This is a genomic window from Streptomyces sp. NPDC027663 (genome assembly GCF_055566415.1).
Genome location: NZ_JBVHSK010000011.1, coordinates 113,796 through 129,246, shown reverse-complemented (window position 1 = coordinate 129,246; position 15,451 = coordinate 113,796). Strand labels below are relative to the sequence as shown.

15 protein-coding genes and 1 pseudogene are annotated in these 15,451 nt (G+C 72.7%); 9 read left to right on the top strand and 7 right to left on the bottom strand.

All coding sequences use genetic code 11. The features are described from left to right. Window positions 1–5: 5 nt before the first annotated feature. From ACZ4SF_RS26615 to ACZ4SF_RS26605, 3 genes and pseudogenes are all read left to right on the top strand, one after another. Window positions 6–656, top strand: a complete 651-nt coding sequence (locus tag ACZ4SF_RS26615) for a TetR/AcrR family transcriptional regulator (protein ID WP_468388817.1) — start codon at window positions 6–8, stop codon at window positions 654–656. Between the two features lie 91 nt (window positions 657–747). Next, window positions 748–1,968, top strand: a complete 1,221-nt coding sequence (locus ACZ4SF_RS26610) for a sensor histidine kinase (RefSeq protein ID WP_468388815.1) — start codon at window positions 748–750, stop codon at window positions 1,966–1,968. Then, window positions 1,965–2,630, top strand: a pseudogene (locus ACZ4SF_RS26605) (response regulator transcription factor). Before ACZ4SF_RS26610 ends, ACZ4SF_RS26605 begins: the two are co-directional and overlap by 4 nt. Here the strand turns inward: ACZ4SF_RS26605 and ACZ4SF_RS26600 are convergent. Together ACZ4SF_RS26600 and ACZ4SF_RS26595 are read right to left on the bottom strand one after the other, a co-directional pair. Then, window positions 2,627–2,899: a DUF6332 family protein gene (locus ACZ4SF_RS26600; protein WP_468388813.1), complete on the bottom strand. Its 273-nt coding sequence runs from the start codon at window positions 2,897–2,899 to the stop codon at window positions 2,627–2,629. The pseudogene ACZ4SF_RS26605 and the gene ACZ4SF_RS26600 overlap by 4 nt on opposite strands. A gap of 71 nt (window positions 2,900–2,970) precedes the next feature. After that, window positions 2,971–4,452: an MFS transporter gene (locus ACZ4SF_RS26595; RefSeq protein ID WP_468388811.1), complete on the bottom strand. Its 1,482-nt coding sequence runs from the start codon at window positions 4,450–4,452 to the stop codon at window positions 2,971–2,973. An 85-nt stretch (window positions 4,453–4,537) separates the two neighbouring features. Between ACZ4SF_RS26595 and ACZ4SF_RS26590 the strand changes: the two genes are divergently transcribed. After that, window positions 4,538–4,936, top strand: coding sequence for a MarR family winged helix-turn-helix transcriptional regulator (locus ACZ4SF_RS26590; RefSeq protein WP_468388809.1), 399 nt, complete (start codon window positions 4,538–4,540; stop codon window positions 4,934–4,936). Window positions 4,937–5,119: 183 nt separating this feature from the next. Here the strand turns inward: ACZ4SF_RS26590 and ACZ4SF_RS26585 are convergent, their stop codons facing one another. The 3 genes from ACZ4SF_RS26585 to ACZ4SF_RS26575 form a co-directional block, all read right to left on the bottom strand. Then, window positions 5,120–6,481, bottom strand: a complete 1,362-nt coding sequence (locus ACZ4SF_RS26585) for a C1 family peptidase (RefSeq protein ID WP_468388807.1) — start codon at window positions 6,479–6,481, stop codon at window positions 5,120–5,122. 63 nt (window positions 6,482–6,544) lie between these two features. After that, the gene (locus ACZ4SF_RS26580) at window positions 6,545–7,114 is read right to left on the bottom strand and encodes an HAD domain-containing protein (RefSeq protein ID WP_468388805.1); all 570 of its coding nucleotides are present in this window, start codon (window positions 7,112–7,114) and stop codon (window positions 6,545–6,547) included. A 102-nt stretch (window positions 7,115–7,216) separates the two neighbouring features. Next, window positions 7,217–8,380, bottom strand: coding sequence for an MFS transporter (locus ACZ4SF_RS26575; RefSeq protein ID WP_468388803.1), 1,164 nt, complete (start codon window positions 8,378–8,380; stop codon window positions 7,217–7,219). Between the two features lie 341 nt (window positions 8,381–8,721). Between ACZ4SF_RS26575 and ACZ4SF_RS26570 the strand changes: the two genes are divergently transcribed. After that, window positions 8,722–9,117, top strand: a complete 396-nt coding sequence (locus tag ACZ4SF_RS26570) for a luciferase domain-containing protein (RefSeq protein WP_468388801.1) — start codon at window positions 8,722–8,724, stop codon at window positions 9,115–9,117. A gap of 12 nt (window positions 9,118–9,129) precedes the next feature. On the opposite strand, the gene ACZ4SF_RS26565 is transcribed toward ACZ4SF_RS26570, so the two are convergent. Next, window positions 9,130–9,909, bottom strand: a complete 780-nt coding sequence (locus ACZ4SF_RS26565) for a DeoR/GlpR family DNA-binding transcription regulator (protein ID WP_468388799.1) — start codon at window positions 9,907–9,909, stop codon at window positions 9,130–9,132. A 232-nt stretch (window positions 9,910–10,141) separates the two neighbouring features. On the opposite strand from ACZ4SF_RS26565, the gene ACZ4SF_RS26560 reads away from it, so the two are divergent. Both ACZ4SF_RS26560 and ACZ4SF_RS26555 read left to right on the top strand, forming a co-directional pair. Further along, window positions 10,142–11,023 carry an SIS domain-containing protein gene (locus ACZ4SF_RS26560; RefSeq protein WP_468388797.1) on the top strand — a complete coding sequence of 294 codons (882 nt, stop codon included), beginning with the start codon at window positions 10,142–10,144 and terminating at the stop codon, window positions 11,021–11,023. Window positions 11,024–11,057: 34 nt separating this feature from the next. Beyond that, complete coding sequence (locus ACZ4SF_RS26555; protein WP_468388795.1) at window positions 11,058–11,942, top strand: ketose-bisphosphate aldolase; 885 nt, start codon at window positions 11,058–11,060, stop codon at window positions 11,940–11,942. A gap of 222 nt (window positions 11,943–12,164) precedes the next feature. Here ACZ4SF_RS26555 and ACZ4SF_RS26550 read toward each other — a convergent pair whose 3' ends face one another. After that, window positions 12,165–13,298, bottom strand: coding sequence for a methyltransferase (locus ACZ4SF_RS26550; protein WP_468388793.1), 1,134 nt, complete (start codon window positions 13,296–13,298; stop codon window positions 12,165–12,167). Between the two features lie 67 nt (window positions 13,299–13,365). Here ACZ4SF_RS26550 and ACZ4SF_RS26545 point away from each other — a divergent pair, with 67 nt between their 5' ends. Next, window positions 13,366–14,016 carry an alpha-ketoglutarate-dependent dioxygenase AlkB family protein gene (locus ACZ4SF_RS26545; RefSeq protein ID WP_468388791.1) on the top strand — a complete coding sequence of 217 codons (651 nt, stop codon included), beginning with the start codon at window positions 13,366–13,368 and terminating at the stop codon, window positions 14,014–14,016. Between the two features lie 48 nt (window positions 14,017–14,064). Continuing rightward, window positions 14,065–15,315 carry an ROK family protein gene (locus tag ACZ4SF_RS26540; protein ID WP_468388789.1) on the top strand — a complete coding sequence of 417 codons (1,251 nt, stop codon included), beginning with the start codon at window positions 14,065–14,067 and terminating at the stop codon, window positions 15,313–15,315. Window positions 15,316–15,451 lie beyond the last annotated feature (136 nt).

Here is a 15,451-nt window from a genome sequence, read left to right as displayed (position 1 = left end):
AGGCGATGACGGCAGGCGCGGCGAGTCCCCGGGAGCGCTATCGCACTCAGGTGCGGGCGGAGATCAAGGCCAAGGCCTGGGAGCAGATCGCTACCGCGGGCGCGTCGGGACTGTCCCTCAACGCCATCGCCAAGCAGCTGGGCATGAGCGGCCCGGCGCTCTACCGGTACTTCTCCGGCCGGGACGACCTGATCACCGAGCTGGTCCGGGACGCCTACCGCAGCCTCGCGGACACCTTCCGCGCCGCGGCCGACGCGGGCTCGGACCTGCCCGGCCTGGCCCGGGCGCTGCGCGGCTGGGCCCTGAAGGATCCCCAGCGCTACTTCCTCGTCTACGGCACACCGGTCCCCGGCTACCGGGCTCCGGACGACATCACCGCGATCGCCCAGGAGATCATGGCCGCCCTGCTCGACGTCTGTGCGGCCGGTGATCCCGGAACCCCGTCGGCCGACGCGCTCGAGACCCACCTCGCGGACCACCGCGCATGGGCGGGCGACCACCCCGCCCCGCCGCCTGTGCTGCACCGTGCCCTGGCGTTCTGGACCCGTCTGCACGGCGTCCTCGCGCTGGAACTCGCCGGCCACTTCACGGGCATGGGCTTCGATCCGGAGCTGCTGTTCGCCTCCGAGGCGGCAGGACTGGCGGGCGAGCCCTGACCGGAGGGGCGGCCGTACTCCCCCGGGAGTAGGCGTGATCACCTCGCCCGGCTGACGTGCCGGCGCGCAATCGGCGGCTAGCGTGCTGGACATGGAAGAGCGGCACGGACGCGGACCCTTGCACGTGTGGCGGTACGGGCCCCCGTGGTGGCAGCGCGCCGGCGACGCGGAGCCGGCCCGCGCGCGCCTGCCCTGGCGCTCCACCGCGCTGGTCACCGCGGGCGTGCTCATCGGCAGCAACGTCGCCGCGCACGGCCAGCCGGACCGCGTACCGCTGAACGGCTACGCGCGCGTGCTGCTGCTCGTCGCCTCGGTGCTCCTGCTGTGGCGACTGCGACACCCGGTGCCGGTCGTGTTCGCGACGGCGGCGGCGACCCTCGTCTACCTGGCCCTGGGCTTTCCCTACGGCCCGGTCTTCCTGACCGTCGCGGTCGGCTGCTTCAGCGCGGTCGTCGCCGGCCACCGCCGGGCCGCATGGACGGCGGGCGGGCTGCTGTGGGCGGGCCACGCCCTGGTCGCGTTCTGGCTCTTCCGGCGGCTTCCGCCCGCCGGGGACCGCGGTGCCGGCCTGGGCCAGGAGATCGTCGTCGCCACCTGGGTGCTGGCCGTCGTCGCCCTCTCGGAGCTGGCCAGGGTGCGGCGCGAGCAGTGGGCGCGGGAGCGCGCGGACCGGGTCCAGGCGGCGCGGCGGCGCGCGGACGAGGAGCGACTGCGCATCGCCCGCGAGCTGCACGACGTCCTCGCGCACAGCATCTCCGTCATCAACGTCCAGGCAGGCATGGGACTCGCGCTGCTCGACCACGACCCCGAGCAGGCGCGGGCGGCGCTCACCACCATCAAGGCCGCGAGCAAGGAGGCGCTGGGGGAGGTGCGTCAGGTCCTGGACACCCTGCGCGCGCCGGGTGCCGCGCCCCGCGCGCCGGCGCCGGGCCTGGACCGCCTGCCGGAGCTGGTGGAACAGGCCGCGGCGGCCGGGCTGACCGTCACCGTCGAAGGTGTGCCACCGCACCTGCCGCCCGGCGCCGAACTGGCCGCCTTCCGCATCGTGCAGGAGGCCCTGACCAACGTCGTGCGGCACTCCGGATCGCGTCACGCGCGCGTGCACTTCGCGTACGGCGACGGCGTACTGCGGCTGCGCATCGACGACGAGGGACCGGCGACCGGCGCGGACGCCGGCGGCGGCGGGAACGGGCTGGCCGGCATGCGGGAGCGGGCCGCCGCGCTGGGTGGCACCATCGATGCGGGCCCGCGCCCCGACGGCGGCTTCCGGGTGCTCGCCGTCCTGCCGTCGCAGCTCAGGGAGGACCAGTGATCCGGGTACTGCTCGCCGACGACCAGTCGCTGGTGCGCGCCGGTTTCCGGGCGCTGCTCGCCGCACAGCCGGACATCTAGGTGGCCGGCGAGGCGGCCGACGGCGAGGAGGCGCTGCGCCGGGTGCGTGAACTCCGGCCGGACGTCGTCCTCATGGACATCCGTATGCCCGCCCTGGACGGCCTGGCCGCGACCCGGAGCATCACCTCCGACGCGGAGCTGCAGGAGGTGAAGGTGGTCATGCTCACCACCTTCGAACTCGACGAGTACGTCTTCGAGGCGATCCGCGCGGGTGCCTCCGGTTTCCTGGTGAAGGACACCGAGCCGGACGAACTCGTGCGCGCGGTACGGGCGGTCAGGGAGGGCGACGCGCTGCTGTCCCCCGGCGTCACCCGCCGCCTGATCGCCGAGTTCGCCGCCCGTTCCAAGGCGCCCGCGGCGGCCGACGCCCTCGCCCGGCTCACCGAGCGGGAGCGGGAGGTGATGGCGCTGGTCGGCATCGGCCTGTCCAACGAGGAGATCGCCCGCCGGCTGGTGGTCAGCCCGCTCACGGCAAAGACCCATGTCAGCCGGACCATGGTCAAGCTGGGCGCACGGGACCGTGCCCAACTCGTGGTCCTGGCCTATGAGTCGGGGCTGGTGCGGCCGGGCTGGCTGGGCTAGGCCTCCTCGCGCGGGCCCGGTCGGGACCGGTGGCGGAAACGCACCAGCACGCTCACCACGCGGGCGACGAACAGCACCGCCGCGAGGGCGATGCCCAGCCGCCACAAGCCGACGGCCAGCGGGTGCGGCAGGTCGAAGAGGAGCGCCGGCCCGGCCACGGCCCCGAACAGCAGGGCCGCTGCGAAGGCGGCGCTGACCAGCGCGTACCCGATCTCGACCGTCGCCGCGTCCTGTTCGGCCTTGTTGCGCCGGCCCCCGTGGTCATACATCCCGTCAGTTTCCCGGCCGTGCGCCCGGCGGAGCAAACAGCTCCGCCGGGCGCACAGGGAGGCGTTCCCCGTCAGTCGCGGACCGGCACGCGGTCCGCGTCCGCCTCCTTCACTGTGGACCGGGCGACCACGACGGACCCTCCTGCACGGGACCGGCGCAGTCCGGTGAGCGACATCAGCAGGCCGGCCACCGCGATGAACGTGACCACCACCAGGCCGGGCCGGTAGCTGTCGAGAACGGCCTGCGGGGTGGCCTTCGCGGGACTGTGCGCGGTCACCACTGCCGTCACGACGGCCAGGAAGATCGCGCCGCCCACCTGCACCGAGGTGTTGAGCAGACCGGAGACCATGCCCTGCTCGTGCTCGTCCACGCCGTTCGTGGCCTGGACGTTGAGGGACGGGAAGGTCAGCGCGAAGCCCGCCCCGACCAGCAGCATGGTCGGCAGGATCACCGACGCGTAGACCGGGTCGAGGTCGATGCGCAGGAACAGTGCGTATCCAGCCGTCATGAGGGCGAAGCCGAGCACGATCAGGCGGGGTGTGCCGAACCGGTCGATGACGGCTCCGACCTTGGTCGCGGACAGCGCCACCAGCGCACCCGCCGGCAGGAACGCCAGCGCGGTGTGCAGGGCGGACCAGCCCAGCACCTGCTGCATGTAGAGCGTGACCAGGAACTGGAAGCCCATGTAGCTGCCGACGAACGTCAACGCGCCGAGCTGGGCCCGGACCTGGGATCCGGAGCGCAGCACCCCGAGCCGGATCAGCGGGCTGGGGCTGCGCAGTTCGACCAGGACGAACACCACCAGCAGGACGGCGACGGAGAGGAAGGACAGGATCGTACGGGCCGAGGTCCAGCCCGCCTCGGGCGCCTCGACCACGGTGAAGACCAGCAGCAGCATCGAGGCCGTGCCGAGCACGGCACCGGGGATGTCGTAGCCGCCCCGGCCGCGTTCGCGCTCGGTGCGCGGCAGCAGGCGCAGGCCGGCGAGCAGGGCGAGCAGGGCGACGGGCGCGGGCAGCAGCATCGTGAACCGCCAGCCGGCCTCGGTGAGCAGACCGGAGAAGACGAGGCCGATGGAGTAGCCGGTGGCGCCGCAGGTGGTGTAGATCGACAGGGCCCGGTTGCGCAGCGGACCCTCGGGGAACGTCGTGGTGATGATGGACAGGCCCGCCGGAGCCGTGAAGGCCGCGCTCAGGCCCTTGATGAAGCGGCTGGCGATCAGCAGCGGGCCCGAGTCCACGAGTCCGCCGAGCAGCGAGGCCAGGGCGAAGACACCGAGCGCCACCAGGAACACCTGGCGCCTGCCGAGCAGGTCGGCGGTCCGGCCGCCGAGCAGGAGCAGGCCGCCGTAGCCCAGGATGTAGCCACTGACGACCCATTGCAGGGCCGACGTGGACAGGTGGAGATCGGAGCCGATGGACGGCAGGGCGACGCCGACCATGGACACGTCCAGCGCGTCCAGGAACATCGCGGCGCAGAGCACGAGCAGGGTGCCCCACAGCCGGGGAGTCCACCGTCCTTGGGACGCGGAGGTGGTGAGCGGAGTGGTCATGGCGACGAGACTACATGCGCATGCATTGAATGCAAGCGCATTTAATTCCGACGCAATAAATGGCTTTCTCTGCTACGGTGCGCTCATGGCGGCGAAGAAGGCCGAACAGGCGCTCGTGGACCAATGGCGGGACATCCTGGCCCTGCACGCCCGCACGCAGTGCGAACTGGACCGTGAGCTGCACGCCCACGGCCTGTGTGCCAGCGATTTCGAGGTCCTCGACCTGCTGGCCGAGGGCGCCCCGTCGGACGGCAGCTGTGCCTACCGGGTGCAGGAGATCTCCGACCGCGTCCATCTCAGTCAGAGCGCGCTGTCCCGGCTCATCGGCCGCCTGGAGAGAGACGGCCTGGTCGAGCGGGCCATGTGTCCCGACGACCGGCGCGGGGTGCGCGTGTCGCTCACCGTGAAGGGGCGCGCGCTGCACGACGAGGTGCGGCCCGTACAGCGCGCCGTGCTGGCCCGGATGCTGACCGGCGCCGGCTGACCGGATCTCGGATCACCGACGGATCCCGCCACAGGACGGCGAGCGGCGAGGGCGCCGGCCCCGCCGGTGCACGGTGCCGGTGTGCCGCGGCGGGCCACGTACCTGTGAGGGAAGGCCGAAGTCGCCGCTCTTTGCGGATAGTTACCGGTCTTGTGCCGTTGCGATCCGCCGTCGCTGGTGTCCTCAGTCCGCGAGGGCGCCCATGGGGTCCCAGGCGGGGAGGACGATCGGCGGATCATCGAGGGCGGCGGACAGTTCCGGGGGCAGCGCCGAGCGCCGGACCGCGATCTCGAAGACGTGCTCACCGAACCACGAGTCGTTCATGGTCCAGAAGCCCTTGTCGGCCTTCTCCTCGCCCCAGCTGTTCTCCACCCGCCAGCGGCGCGGGCTCCCGTCCACCACGTCGACGCCGGTGAACAGCATCGCGTGGGTCATCTGCGTGTCGTGATGCAACAGCCGGGCGGCCTTGTCCATGGTGAAGGAAGCGCTGTAGACGGCCGCGTAGTCGAAGAGCCCGGCGTCCCACACGCCGGCGTCCGCGCGCATCATCTTGGACACGTCACAGCCGAACCACACGGGCTCGCCGCCGACGACCGCATCCATGGCCAGCCGCTTCAGCAGGTCGATCGGCACGTTGAGATAGACCACCGGCGGGGCGTCCACGACATTGCCCAGGTACTCGACGGTGAAAGTGCGTCCGACCGGGCTCGACTCCCGGGGGTCGTGCACCAGGCAGACGTAGTCGTCCAGCGGGAGCTGCACGTACGAGGCCGCGAACTGGGCCGGCGTGAGCCAGCCGTCCCGGTGGAACTGCTTGTCCTTGTCCTCCCACTGCCACAGGAAGCGTCGCGGAGGCGTGCCCAGATGAATGCTGAGCACCCGGTGCACGGCGGCCAGCACCTCCCGCTTGCGCTCCCGTTGCGCCGCGACCCCCTCGGCGGCCTGCGCGCGCACATCACGGGCGCCCTGGCGGAGCAGGGTCTTCAGCGCCCTGTTCATCGCCCGGGTGGAGGAGGAACTGTCCGTCTCCGGCATGGCCGACTTCGGCACCAGGCCGTGCTTGACGACCAGCGCCACGAACATGTTCCACTGTCCGCCGTCACCGATCGGGTCGGCCAGCAGGCACGCCACCGTGCGGTCGTCCACATCGCGGTCCGAGGTCTCGACGACCGCCTCGAGGAAGTGGTTGGCCCGCTCGAACTTGTCCCACCAGAGCAGGTAGTTCTGCGAGAACTCGAAGTCCTTCACGCCCATCTTCCGCGCGGCGCCGACGCGGAGCAGGTTGAGCCCCGCGAACATCCAGCAGCGCCCGCTCTGCTTCTGGTTGGTGACCTTCCAGTCGTCCAGGTGGTGGGAGACCGAGTGATCGATACCGGTGAGGATCCGCCGGTCCAGGGCGACGTCGTCCACGGGTGTCTGGGTGACGGCGTTCTGCATCAGCCGGTTCACCGGATCGGCGGCGAAATCCTTCTCGAAGATCTCGAGTCGGTCCGGGGTCAGACTGCGGTCCATGGCCTCGCGGGAGTCGTCGATTCCGTAGGTCACGGCAGCCTGCCTCCAGTGCCCGGGGTCCTCGGGACGAGCGCGCTCTCACCGTCGCACGGCCGTTCAACCGGAGTCAACGGAGTGTCGGCGGTGAGCTGTCACCGGGTGAGCGGGCGGAGCAGCGCGGAGCCAGCCGGCGAGTACGGCGAAGTCGTCCTGTGCGAGGCCCTCGTTCGGGTCGACGCGGTGCAGCAGGAACGGCTCCCGGCGCTGTGCGGAGACCCAGAGGCGGTCCATGGCGCCTATCTCGTCGTCGACCCAGATGAACGGGCGGTGACCGGCCCACTCGACGATGTGCCGCGTCTTCCAGTGCAGACCGCGCGGCCCCTCGTCCGCAGGGGTGTCCGGCCACCTGACCACCGGCAGACTCGGCAGCCCGATCCGAGGAGCGACCACTTCGTTCGCGGCGTCGAGCCATGTCGTGGCCCACACCAGCTCACACCCCAGATCCGCAAGGCGTGGTCCGACGGTGGGGTCGAGGCGTCCCAGCAGCGGGTTGCCCGGACCCGGCACTTCCCCCGAGGCGGAGACGGAAGTCGTCCGAGGGCGGCCGGGCGCTGAGCCGAAGGGGATGAGCGGCCCGTCGATGTCGAGGAACAGCAGCGGGAGAGGGCGCTCCGACAACACGGTCATGGCGTCACGGTAGCCCGCCGCGGCGCACCGGTGAGAGCGCTTGGCTCCTGGCCGGCAGGTCCGGTCGAGGGGGCCCCGATCCGGCCCGGCCGCCCGCAGAGGTCAGCGGCCCAGTGCCCGCCGCGTCGCCACCCCGATGACGGCGGCTACGGCGGCCAGCGCGGCCACGCTGGTGAGCGCGGTGGGCAGGGAGAACCAGTCGGCCGTGAACCCGATCGCGGGCGGGCCGAGGAGCATGCCGCCGTAGCCCAGCGTGGAGGCGACGGCGACCCCGGACGGGCCGGCCAGCGCGCCCGCCCGCTCCACGGCGACCGGGAAGAGGTTGGCGAGTCCGAGTCCGGTGACGGCGAAGCCGATCAGCGCCGCCCACACGGATGGGCCGAGCGAGCCGAGCAGCATGCCCGCGGCCGCGACGGTGCCGCCGGTGATCACGGTACGGGACCGCCCGAAGCGAGCCAGCAGCGTCGAGCCCGTCAGCCGGCCGACGGTCATGGCGAGCGCGAAACACGCGTACCCGGCTGCCGCGGTGCCCGCGGAGGCCGCGAGGTCCTGCTGCAGATGGAGCGCACCCCAGTCGGCCATGGCACCCTCCCCGTAGGCCGTGCACAGTGCGACGAGCCCGAAGACGGCCACGAGCCCGCGTCCGGCCGGCTGCCGTGTCGTCTCGGCGGCCGACGGCGACGGTGTCCGCTCCGGCGGTACGGGCGGCGCCTGACGCAGCAGGGTGCGCCCGGCGACAGCCGTGACGAGCAGCCCGGTCACGGTGAGGCCGAGCAGATGACGGGTGGGTGACAGGGCGCCGGCGACGAGCCCGCCGAGGCCCGCCCCGACCATGCCGCCCAGGCTGAAGGCGGCGTGGAAGCTCGGCATGATCGGTTTGCGCAGGGCGGCCACCAGGTCGACGGCGGCGCTGTTGAAAGCGACGTTGACCCCGCCGTAGCCCGCGCCGAACAGCAGCAGGACGGCTCCCAGCGCCGGTGCCGAGTGGGTCAGCGGGGGCAGCGCGACGCTGAGGGCGAGCACCACCATGCAGACGACGGTCACCGGATGACTGCCGTAGCGGCGGCACAGCCGGCCGGTCAGCGTCATGGTGAGCACGGCGCCCGCGGAGACGCCGAGCAGCGCCAGTCCGAGCGCGCCGGCCGAGGCGTGCGTCTGGTCCTTGATGTCGGGGATACGGACGACCCACCCCGCGAAGATGAAGCCGTCCAGGGCGAAGAAGGCAGTGATCGCCGCACGCAGCGCGGTGAGGGACGGGCCCGGCACGACGCTGTGCGATCGGGTTTTGTTTATTTGCGGCACAAACTCAGCGTAGGGTGGGCCGGGCCGCTGGGCAAGCGAGGCCGTCAAGGGCCGCCTCGCGGAGTCGTACGTTCGGGGGAGTGGTGGCCGATGAGCGAGGTGGGGCCGGTCGAGCGGGTGTCCGAGTACGCGCCGGTCTGCGGTCCTCGCCCGGCTGTGTCCGACGGGACGGGCAACCGCAGCCGCGGGAGAGGGCGTTCGAGAAGAGGGCGTCCGTGCGGGCTGTGGAACGCACAGGGGATACAGGTCGGTTAATGCTTGCTCACGAGCTGGTTGCCGGCGGGTGAGCGCGCCATGATGGGCCCATGACGTTGGCCTCGCGCGCGCTCGCGCAACTGGCGACCTGGCCGGACCTGAGACAGGCCGTGCCGAGCTGCGGTACGGGACGGGCGGTGAGTTCGGCCCACGGCGAGATCGCCCACTTCCACTCCGAACGCGACGTCGATCTGCGGCTCACCGACCCGGCCATCCGGCGGTTCGCCAAGGACCTCAGGGGCTCGGGGGCGATCAGGATCGTTCCGGGCTCGCAGTGGGTGACCCTGCGCCTCGACGCCGCGAGCGACGTCGATCTGCTGCTGACCCTGGTGAGTGTGGCCCTCAAGGCCCAGCAGACCTGGACCGACCCGGCGGACCGGCCGGTGGTGGGCTGCAACGACCAGCGGGGTGCGGGGTTCGTGAAGGCGGACCTCGGCGCTTTCTGAGGCCGCCGCCGGTCACACCGTCAGGACCCGTACGCCTGCGTCTTCGAACCGGCGTACCGTCTCCTGCTCCACCGCCGTGTCCGTCACGAGCGTGTCCACCAGCTCGGTCCCACAGATCCGGGCGAACGCACGCCGGCCCAGCTTGCTGGAATCGGCGGCGACCACCACCCGCTCGGCCCGCTCGCACAGCAGCCGGTTGATCGCGGCCTCCGCCTCGTCGTGCGCCGCCGCCCCGTGCGTGACGTCGAAGCCGACGACACCGAGCACGGCCACATCGAGCGTGATCTGGCTCAACACCCCGTCCGCGAGCGGACCGATGAGTTCGTACGACTGTGCACGTGCCACCCCGCCCGTCACCACGATCTTGAACTGTGGCCGTACGGCAAGCTCGTTGGCGATGTTGAGCGCATTGGTGACGACGGTCAGCGCGGGTGAGCCCGCGGTCAGGTCGCCGCGCACGGCCAGCGCGCGGGCCACCTCCGTGGTCGTCGTACCGCCGGTCAGTCCCACCGCCTCGCCCGGCGCGACGAGTTCGGCGACCGCCTTGGCGATGCGCTGCTTCTCGGAGGCCCGGCGGGCCGTCTTGTAGCGCAGCGGGAGTTCGTAGGACACCCCGTGCACCACCGCACCGCCCCGGGTACGCACCAGCATCTGCTGTTCGGCGAGCTGGTCGAAGTCCCGGCGGATCGTGGCCGCCGACACCGTCAGCTCGGCTGCCGCCTCCTCGACCTCCAGCCGGCCGCGCTCGACGAGCAGTTCCAGCAGCGCCTTCCAGCGGGCGTCCCGGGACATCCGCGGCCTCCGTTCTCCGATCGTTGCCCGACCGCTACCGGCCGGCTCCGCGTCCGACCGGTCGATAGCCCGACCGCTCACCGGCCGGCTCGGCGACCGTTCACGGATCGTTCTGCGATCGTCTCCGGTCCTGCGGCGACCCTAGCGCACTCTGCCTTGTGCCCGGATGCTTGATTGTGCTCGAAAGCTCGCTATATCTTGCAGGAACAATCAGCAAGGGGAGGGTGTGGGCATGACCCATGTCGAGAACGAGCTGAACAGTCAGCCGGAGTGCTGGATACGGGCGGCCGAGCAGGCGGGGCGGCACCGGGACGCGCTGCCGGAGCCGGGGGAGCGGGTCGCCGTCGTCGGGTGCGGCACCTCGTACTTCATGGCGCAGGCGGTGGCCGCCCTGCGCGAGGGGGCCGGGCAGGGCGAGACCGACGCCTTCGCCGCATCCGAGTTCCCGCACGCGCGGTCGTACGACCGGGTCATCGCCCTCACCCGCTCCGGCACCACCACCGAAGTGCTCGAACTGCTGGCGGGGTTGCAGGGGCGGACGCGCACCACCGCCGTCACCGCCGATCCCGCCACCCCGGTCATGTCGGCCGCCGACGCCCTGGTGGTCCTGGACTTCGCCGACGAGCGCTCCGTCGTACAGACTAGGTTCGCGACCACCGCACTCACCCTTCTGCGCGCCCATCTCGGACTGCACACCGACGCCGTCGTCGCCGACGCGCGCACCGCCCTCTCCACCCCCTTGCCCGCAGGGCTCGTGGAATGCACGCAGTTCACCTTCCTCGGGCACGGCTGGACCGTCGGACTCGCCAACGAGGCCGGGCTGAAGATGCGTGAGGCCTGCCTCGCCTGGACCGAGGCCTACCCGGCCATGGAGTACCGGCACGGCCCGATCAGCATCACCACCGAGGGCACGGTCACCTGGATGTTCGGCGAGACACCCGACGGCCTCGCCGACCAGGTCCGTGCCACCGGCGCGTCGTGGATCGACGGCGGACTCGACCCGCTCGCCGAACTCGTCCGCGTGCAGCGTCTCGCGGTCGCCGTCGCCGCCGCCCGGGGCCTCGACCCCGACCAGCCGCGTCACCTCACCCGCTCGGTGATCCTCACCCCCTGAGCCCGCCGGCTCCCGTCCCGGAAGGACACCGCACGTGCCCCTCGCATTCACGGGCGAGCTGGTCACCCGCGCCACCGCAGCCCGCTCCGCCGTCGCCGCGTTCAACGTCGTCACCCTGGAACACGTCGAAGCCGTCGTCGCCGGCGCCGAGGCGGCCGGCACACCCGTCGTCCTCCAGGTCAGTGAGAACGCCGTCAAGTTCCGCTACGGCCGGCTGCTTCCGCTGGCCCGCGCCGCCGCCGCCGTCGCCGAACGGGCCGCCGTACCCGTCGCGTTGCACCTGGACCATGTGCAGAGCGACGACCTGCTGCGGCAGGCGTCCGGCGCCGGGTTCAGTTCGGTCATGTACGACGCGGCCCGCCTGCCCTATGCCGAGAATCTCGCCGCGACCCGGGCCGCCGCCGACTGGGCGCACGCCCGGGGCCTGTGGCTCGAGGCGGAGTTGGGGCAGGTCGGCGGCAAGGCCGGACAGGGCGGATGGGGGCGGACCGTGCGGACCTCGCTGGACGCGCACGCACCCGGCGCCCGCACCGACCCCGACCAGGCGCGGGACTTCGTCGCCGGCACCGGAGCCGACGCCCTGGCCGTCGCCATCGGCAGCGTCCACGCCATGACCACCCGCACCGCCACCCTCGACCACCGGCTGCTCGAACGGCTGTCCGCCGCGGTGACCGTGCCCCTCGTTCTGCACGGCTCCTCCGGCGTGCCCGACGAGGGGCTGGCCGCGGCGGTCGGGGGCGGCATCGCCAAGGTCAACGTCGGCACCGCCCTCAACGTCGCCATGACCGGGGCGATCCGGGAGTTCCTCGCCGCCCATCCGGAGGCCGTCGACTCCCGCAAGTACCTCAGCGTCGGCCGGGAGGCGATGGCCCACGAGGTGGCCCGGATCATCGGAGTCGTCACCCGCACCGCCGCCTGATCCCGGTCACGGCGCACGCTTCCCGCTGTGGCGGCTGCGCCACCGGTGCCGGTCGTGTTCGCGACGGCGGCGGCGACCCTCGTCCGCCTGGCCCCGGGCCTCCCCTGCGGCCCGGGTTTCCTGACCGTCGCGGTCGGCTGCTTCGATCCGCAGCCGCGGCACGCCGTCGCCGTACGCGACGTGCACCCGCAGATGGCCGGCGTCCATGGCGCGCGGACGCGCTCAGCCCTTCCTGACGGCCCTCAGCACCACGAATTTCCGGTCACTGGCCACGAGTTGGCTGTTCCCGAACAGGCGCTTCAGCTTCACGTGATAGCCGAGGTGGCGGTTGCCGATCACCCACAGCTCGCCACCCGGCCGCAGCGCACGCTTCGCCCCGGTGAACATCCGCCACGCCGTGGCGTCCGTGGTCGCCTGGTGGGAGTGGAACGGCGGGTTGTTCAGCACCAGGTCCACGCTGCCGGGCGCCACTCCGGCCAGCCCGTCCCCGACCCGGAACTCGGCATGTCCCGGCACCCCGTTCGCCTTGTACGTGGCCTCGGCCGAGGCCACCGCCTGGAAGGACTCGTCCACGAACAGCACCTCGGCCGACGGATCGGCCAGCGCCACCGCCGTACCGACCACACCGTTGCCGCACCCGAGGTCCACCACGCGCCCGGCGCCCGGGCCGGGCAGGTGCTGTAGGAAGAAGCGGGTGCCGACGTCCAGCCGGTCGGCGCAGAAGACGCCCGCGTGGTTCACGACCCTGCGCCCCGACAACGCGCCGGTGTCGTCCGGCAGGGCGTAGCTGTACGGCCACGGGTTCGTGGGCCGCTGCAGCGCCGGGTCCGGTGTGCAGAAGATCAGCCGCGCCTTCTGCTGCGCCAGCGAGGTCCGGGTCGGCCCGAGGATCCGCTCGAACAGCCGCAGCGTCGAGGTGTGGATCTCCTTCACCATCCCGGTGCCGATCACGACGGTGCCCGCGTGCACGGCGGGCGCCAGCCGCAGCAACTGGTCCTCCAGCAGTGCCAGGCTCTTCGGCACCCGCACCAGCAGCACGTCCACCCGCTCCGGCGGCGAATCCTGCGTGGTGAGCAGCCGTACGGCACCGGGCTCGGCCCCGGCCCGCGCCAGGTTCGCCCGGGTCGCCTCCTGGCTCAGGAAGGAGTCGGTGATCTGCGTCGGCCGCTGCTCCGCCAACGCGGTGACCAGGGCGCCCCAGCGGTCCCCGACCACCACGACCGCGCCCGTGAGCGGCACCTTCTCCTCGGCGAGGTGGCGCAGCAGGTACGCGTCGGAGGCGTCCCAGGCACGCAGCCGGTCACGCGGATCCTCGGGGAAGCGGGTCAGCTCGACCTCGCCCCACGGTGTCGTCATACGGTCGCTCATCGTGCGTCCAGGCTAGCGGAGCCGCAGATCAGAGGTGGTGGGGCAGGATGGGGGCATGGAGGACGAGCTGTTCCCCCGGGAGCGCGCGGAGGTCGCGCCGGGCGCCGTGCACGTCCCGGACTGGCTGGACGACGAACGGCAGCGCGCCCTGCTCACCGCCTGCCGGGAGTGGGCACGACCGCCGGCCGGACTGCGCACGGTCCGCACCCCCGGCGGCGGCACGATGACCGCACGCCAGGTCTGCCTCGGCTGGCACTGGTACCCCTACGCCTACGCCCGCACGGTCGTCGACGGCGACGGCAGCACCGTGAAGCCGTTCCCGGACTGGCTCGGCGCGCTGGGCCGCCGGGCGGTGGCCGACGCGCTCGGCCCGCACGCCCTGCCCGCGCTCCCGTACGACATCGCGCTGATCAACTTCTACGACGGCGACGCCCGCATGGGCATGCATCGTGACAGCGACGAGAAGGCGGATGCGCCGGTGGTCTCGCTGAGCCTCGGCGACACCTGCGTGTTCCGCTTCGGCAACACCGAGACGCGCGTGAAGCCGTACACCGACGTCGAACTGCGCAGCGGCGACCTGTTCGTCTTCGGTGGGCCGTCCCGGCTCGCCCACCACGGCGTCCCGCGCGTCCGCCCGGGCACGGCGCCGGCCTGGCTGGGCCTGGCCGGACGGCTCAACATCACCCTGCGGGTGAGCGGTCTGTAGCCGGCGGCGCAGGCCACCACGGGTGCGGATCATGGGAGACTCCCCCTCATGAGCGGCAAGGCGGAACCCCGGGCAGCGGGGGAGAGGACCACCACGAGGGCGCGGCTGGACCGGGGGCGCGGTGCGCTCGGACCCGCCCTGGAGCTGGTGCACACCGGGCGGGCACCGACCCGGGCCGTGCTCACCGCCGAACTCGGCGTCACCCGGGCCACGGCCGGTGCGGTGGCCGCCGAGCTGGAGGCGCTGGGCCTGATCCGGGTGGACGCCCGGCCCGGCTCGGCGGCCGGCTCCCAGGGGCGTCCCTCGCACCGGCTGGAGGTCGCCGAGGACGGGCCGGTGGCCCTCGCGGCGCAGATCCACGCGGACGGCTTCCGGGCCGCGCTGGTCGGACTCGGCGGGCGGATCGTGGCGACCGCGCCGGGCTGCGAGACCGTCGACGCCGACCCGGCAAAGGTGCTCGGCTCCGTCGTGGAGGCGGGCGCGGAGCTGCTGCGCGAGACCGGGCGGCGCTGCGTCGGCTCCGGGCTCGCCGTGCCGTCCGCCGTCGCCGAACCCGACGGCCTGGCTCTCAACCCCTTGCACGTGGCCTGGCCCGTCGGCGCCCCCGTCCGGCGGATCTTCGCGGAGCAGGTGCGTGCCGCCGGCATCGCAGGACCCGCGTTCGCCGGCAACGACGTCAACCTCGCCGCGCTCGCCGAACACCGGCACGGCGCCGGTCGGGGCGCGCGGGACCTGCTGTGCGTGGCCACCGGGCACCGGGGTGTCGGCGGTGCGCTCGTCCTGGACGGCCGTCTGCACACCGGGAGTTCGGGCCTCGCGCTGGAGGTCGGTCACCTCACGGTGAATCCGGAGGGCCGGCCCTGCCACTGCGGCAGCCGCGGCTGCCTGGACGTCGAGGCCGACCCGCTGGCGCTGCTCGTGGAGGCGGGCCGCGACCCCGGCCCCGAGGTGTCCCTGCTCCAGCAAGCCAACGACCTGCTGCGCACGCAGTACGACGACCCGGTCGTGCGCACCGCCGCCGAAGCGCTCATCGACCGCCTCGGTCTCGGTCTGGCCGGCCTGGTCAACATCCTCAACCCCGACCGCATCATCCTCGGTGGCCTGCACCGCACCCTGCTGGACGCGGACGCGGCCCGGCTGCGTGCCGTGGTCGCCGACCGCAGCCTGTGGGGCCAGAGCGGCGGAGTCCCCATCCTCCCGTGCACCCTGGACCACAACAGCCTGGTGGGCGCGGCCGAACTGGCCTGGCAGCCGGTCCTGGACGACCCGCTGGCCGCGCTGCGCGCCGGGGCTGCCTAGCGGAACGCCCGCCGGCGCGTCACCGACGGGACCTGGAGCCACCGCAGAGACCTGGAGCTGCGTCGGTTCCGACCGGAGAGACCTGGAGCTGCGTCGGTCGGATGAGACCCGGAGCCGCGCTGGGCCGCGGCGGCGG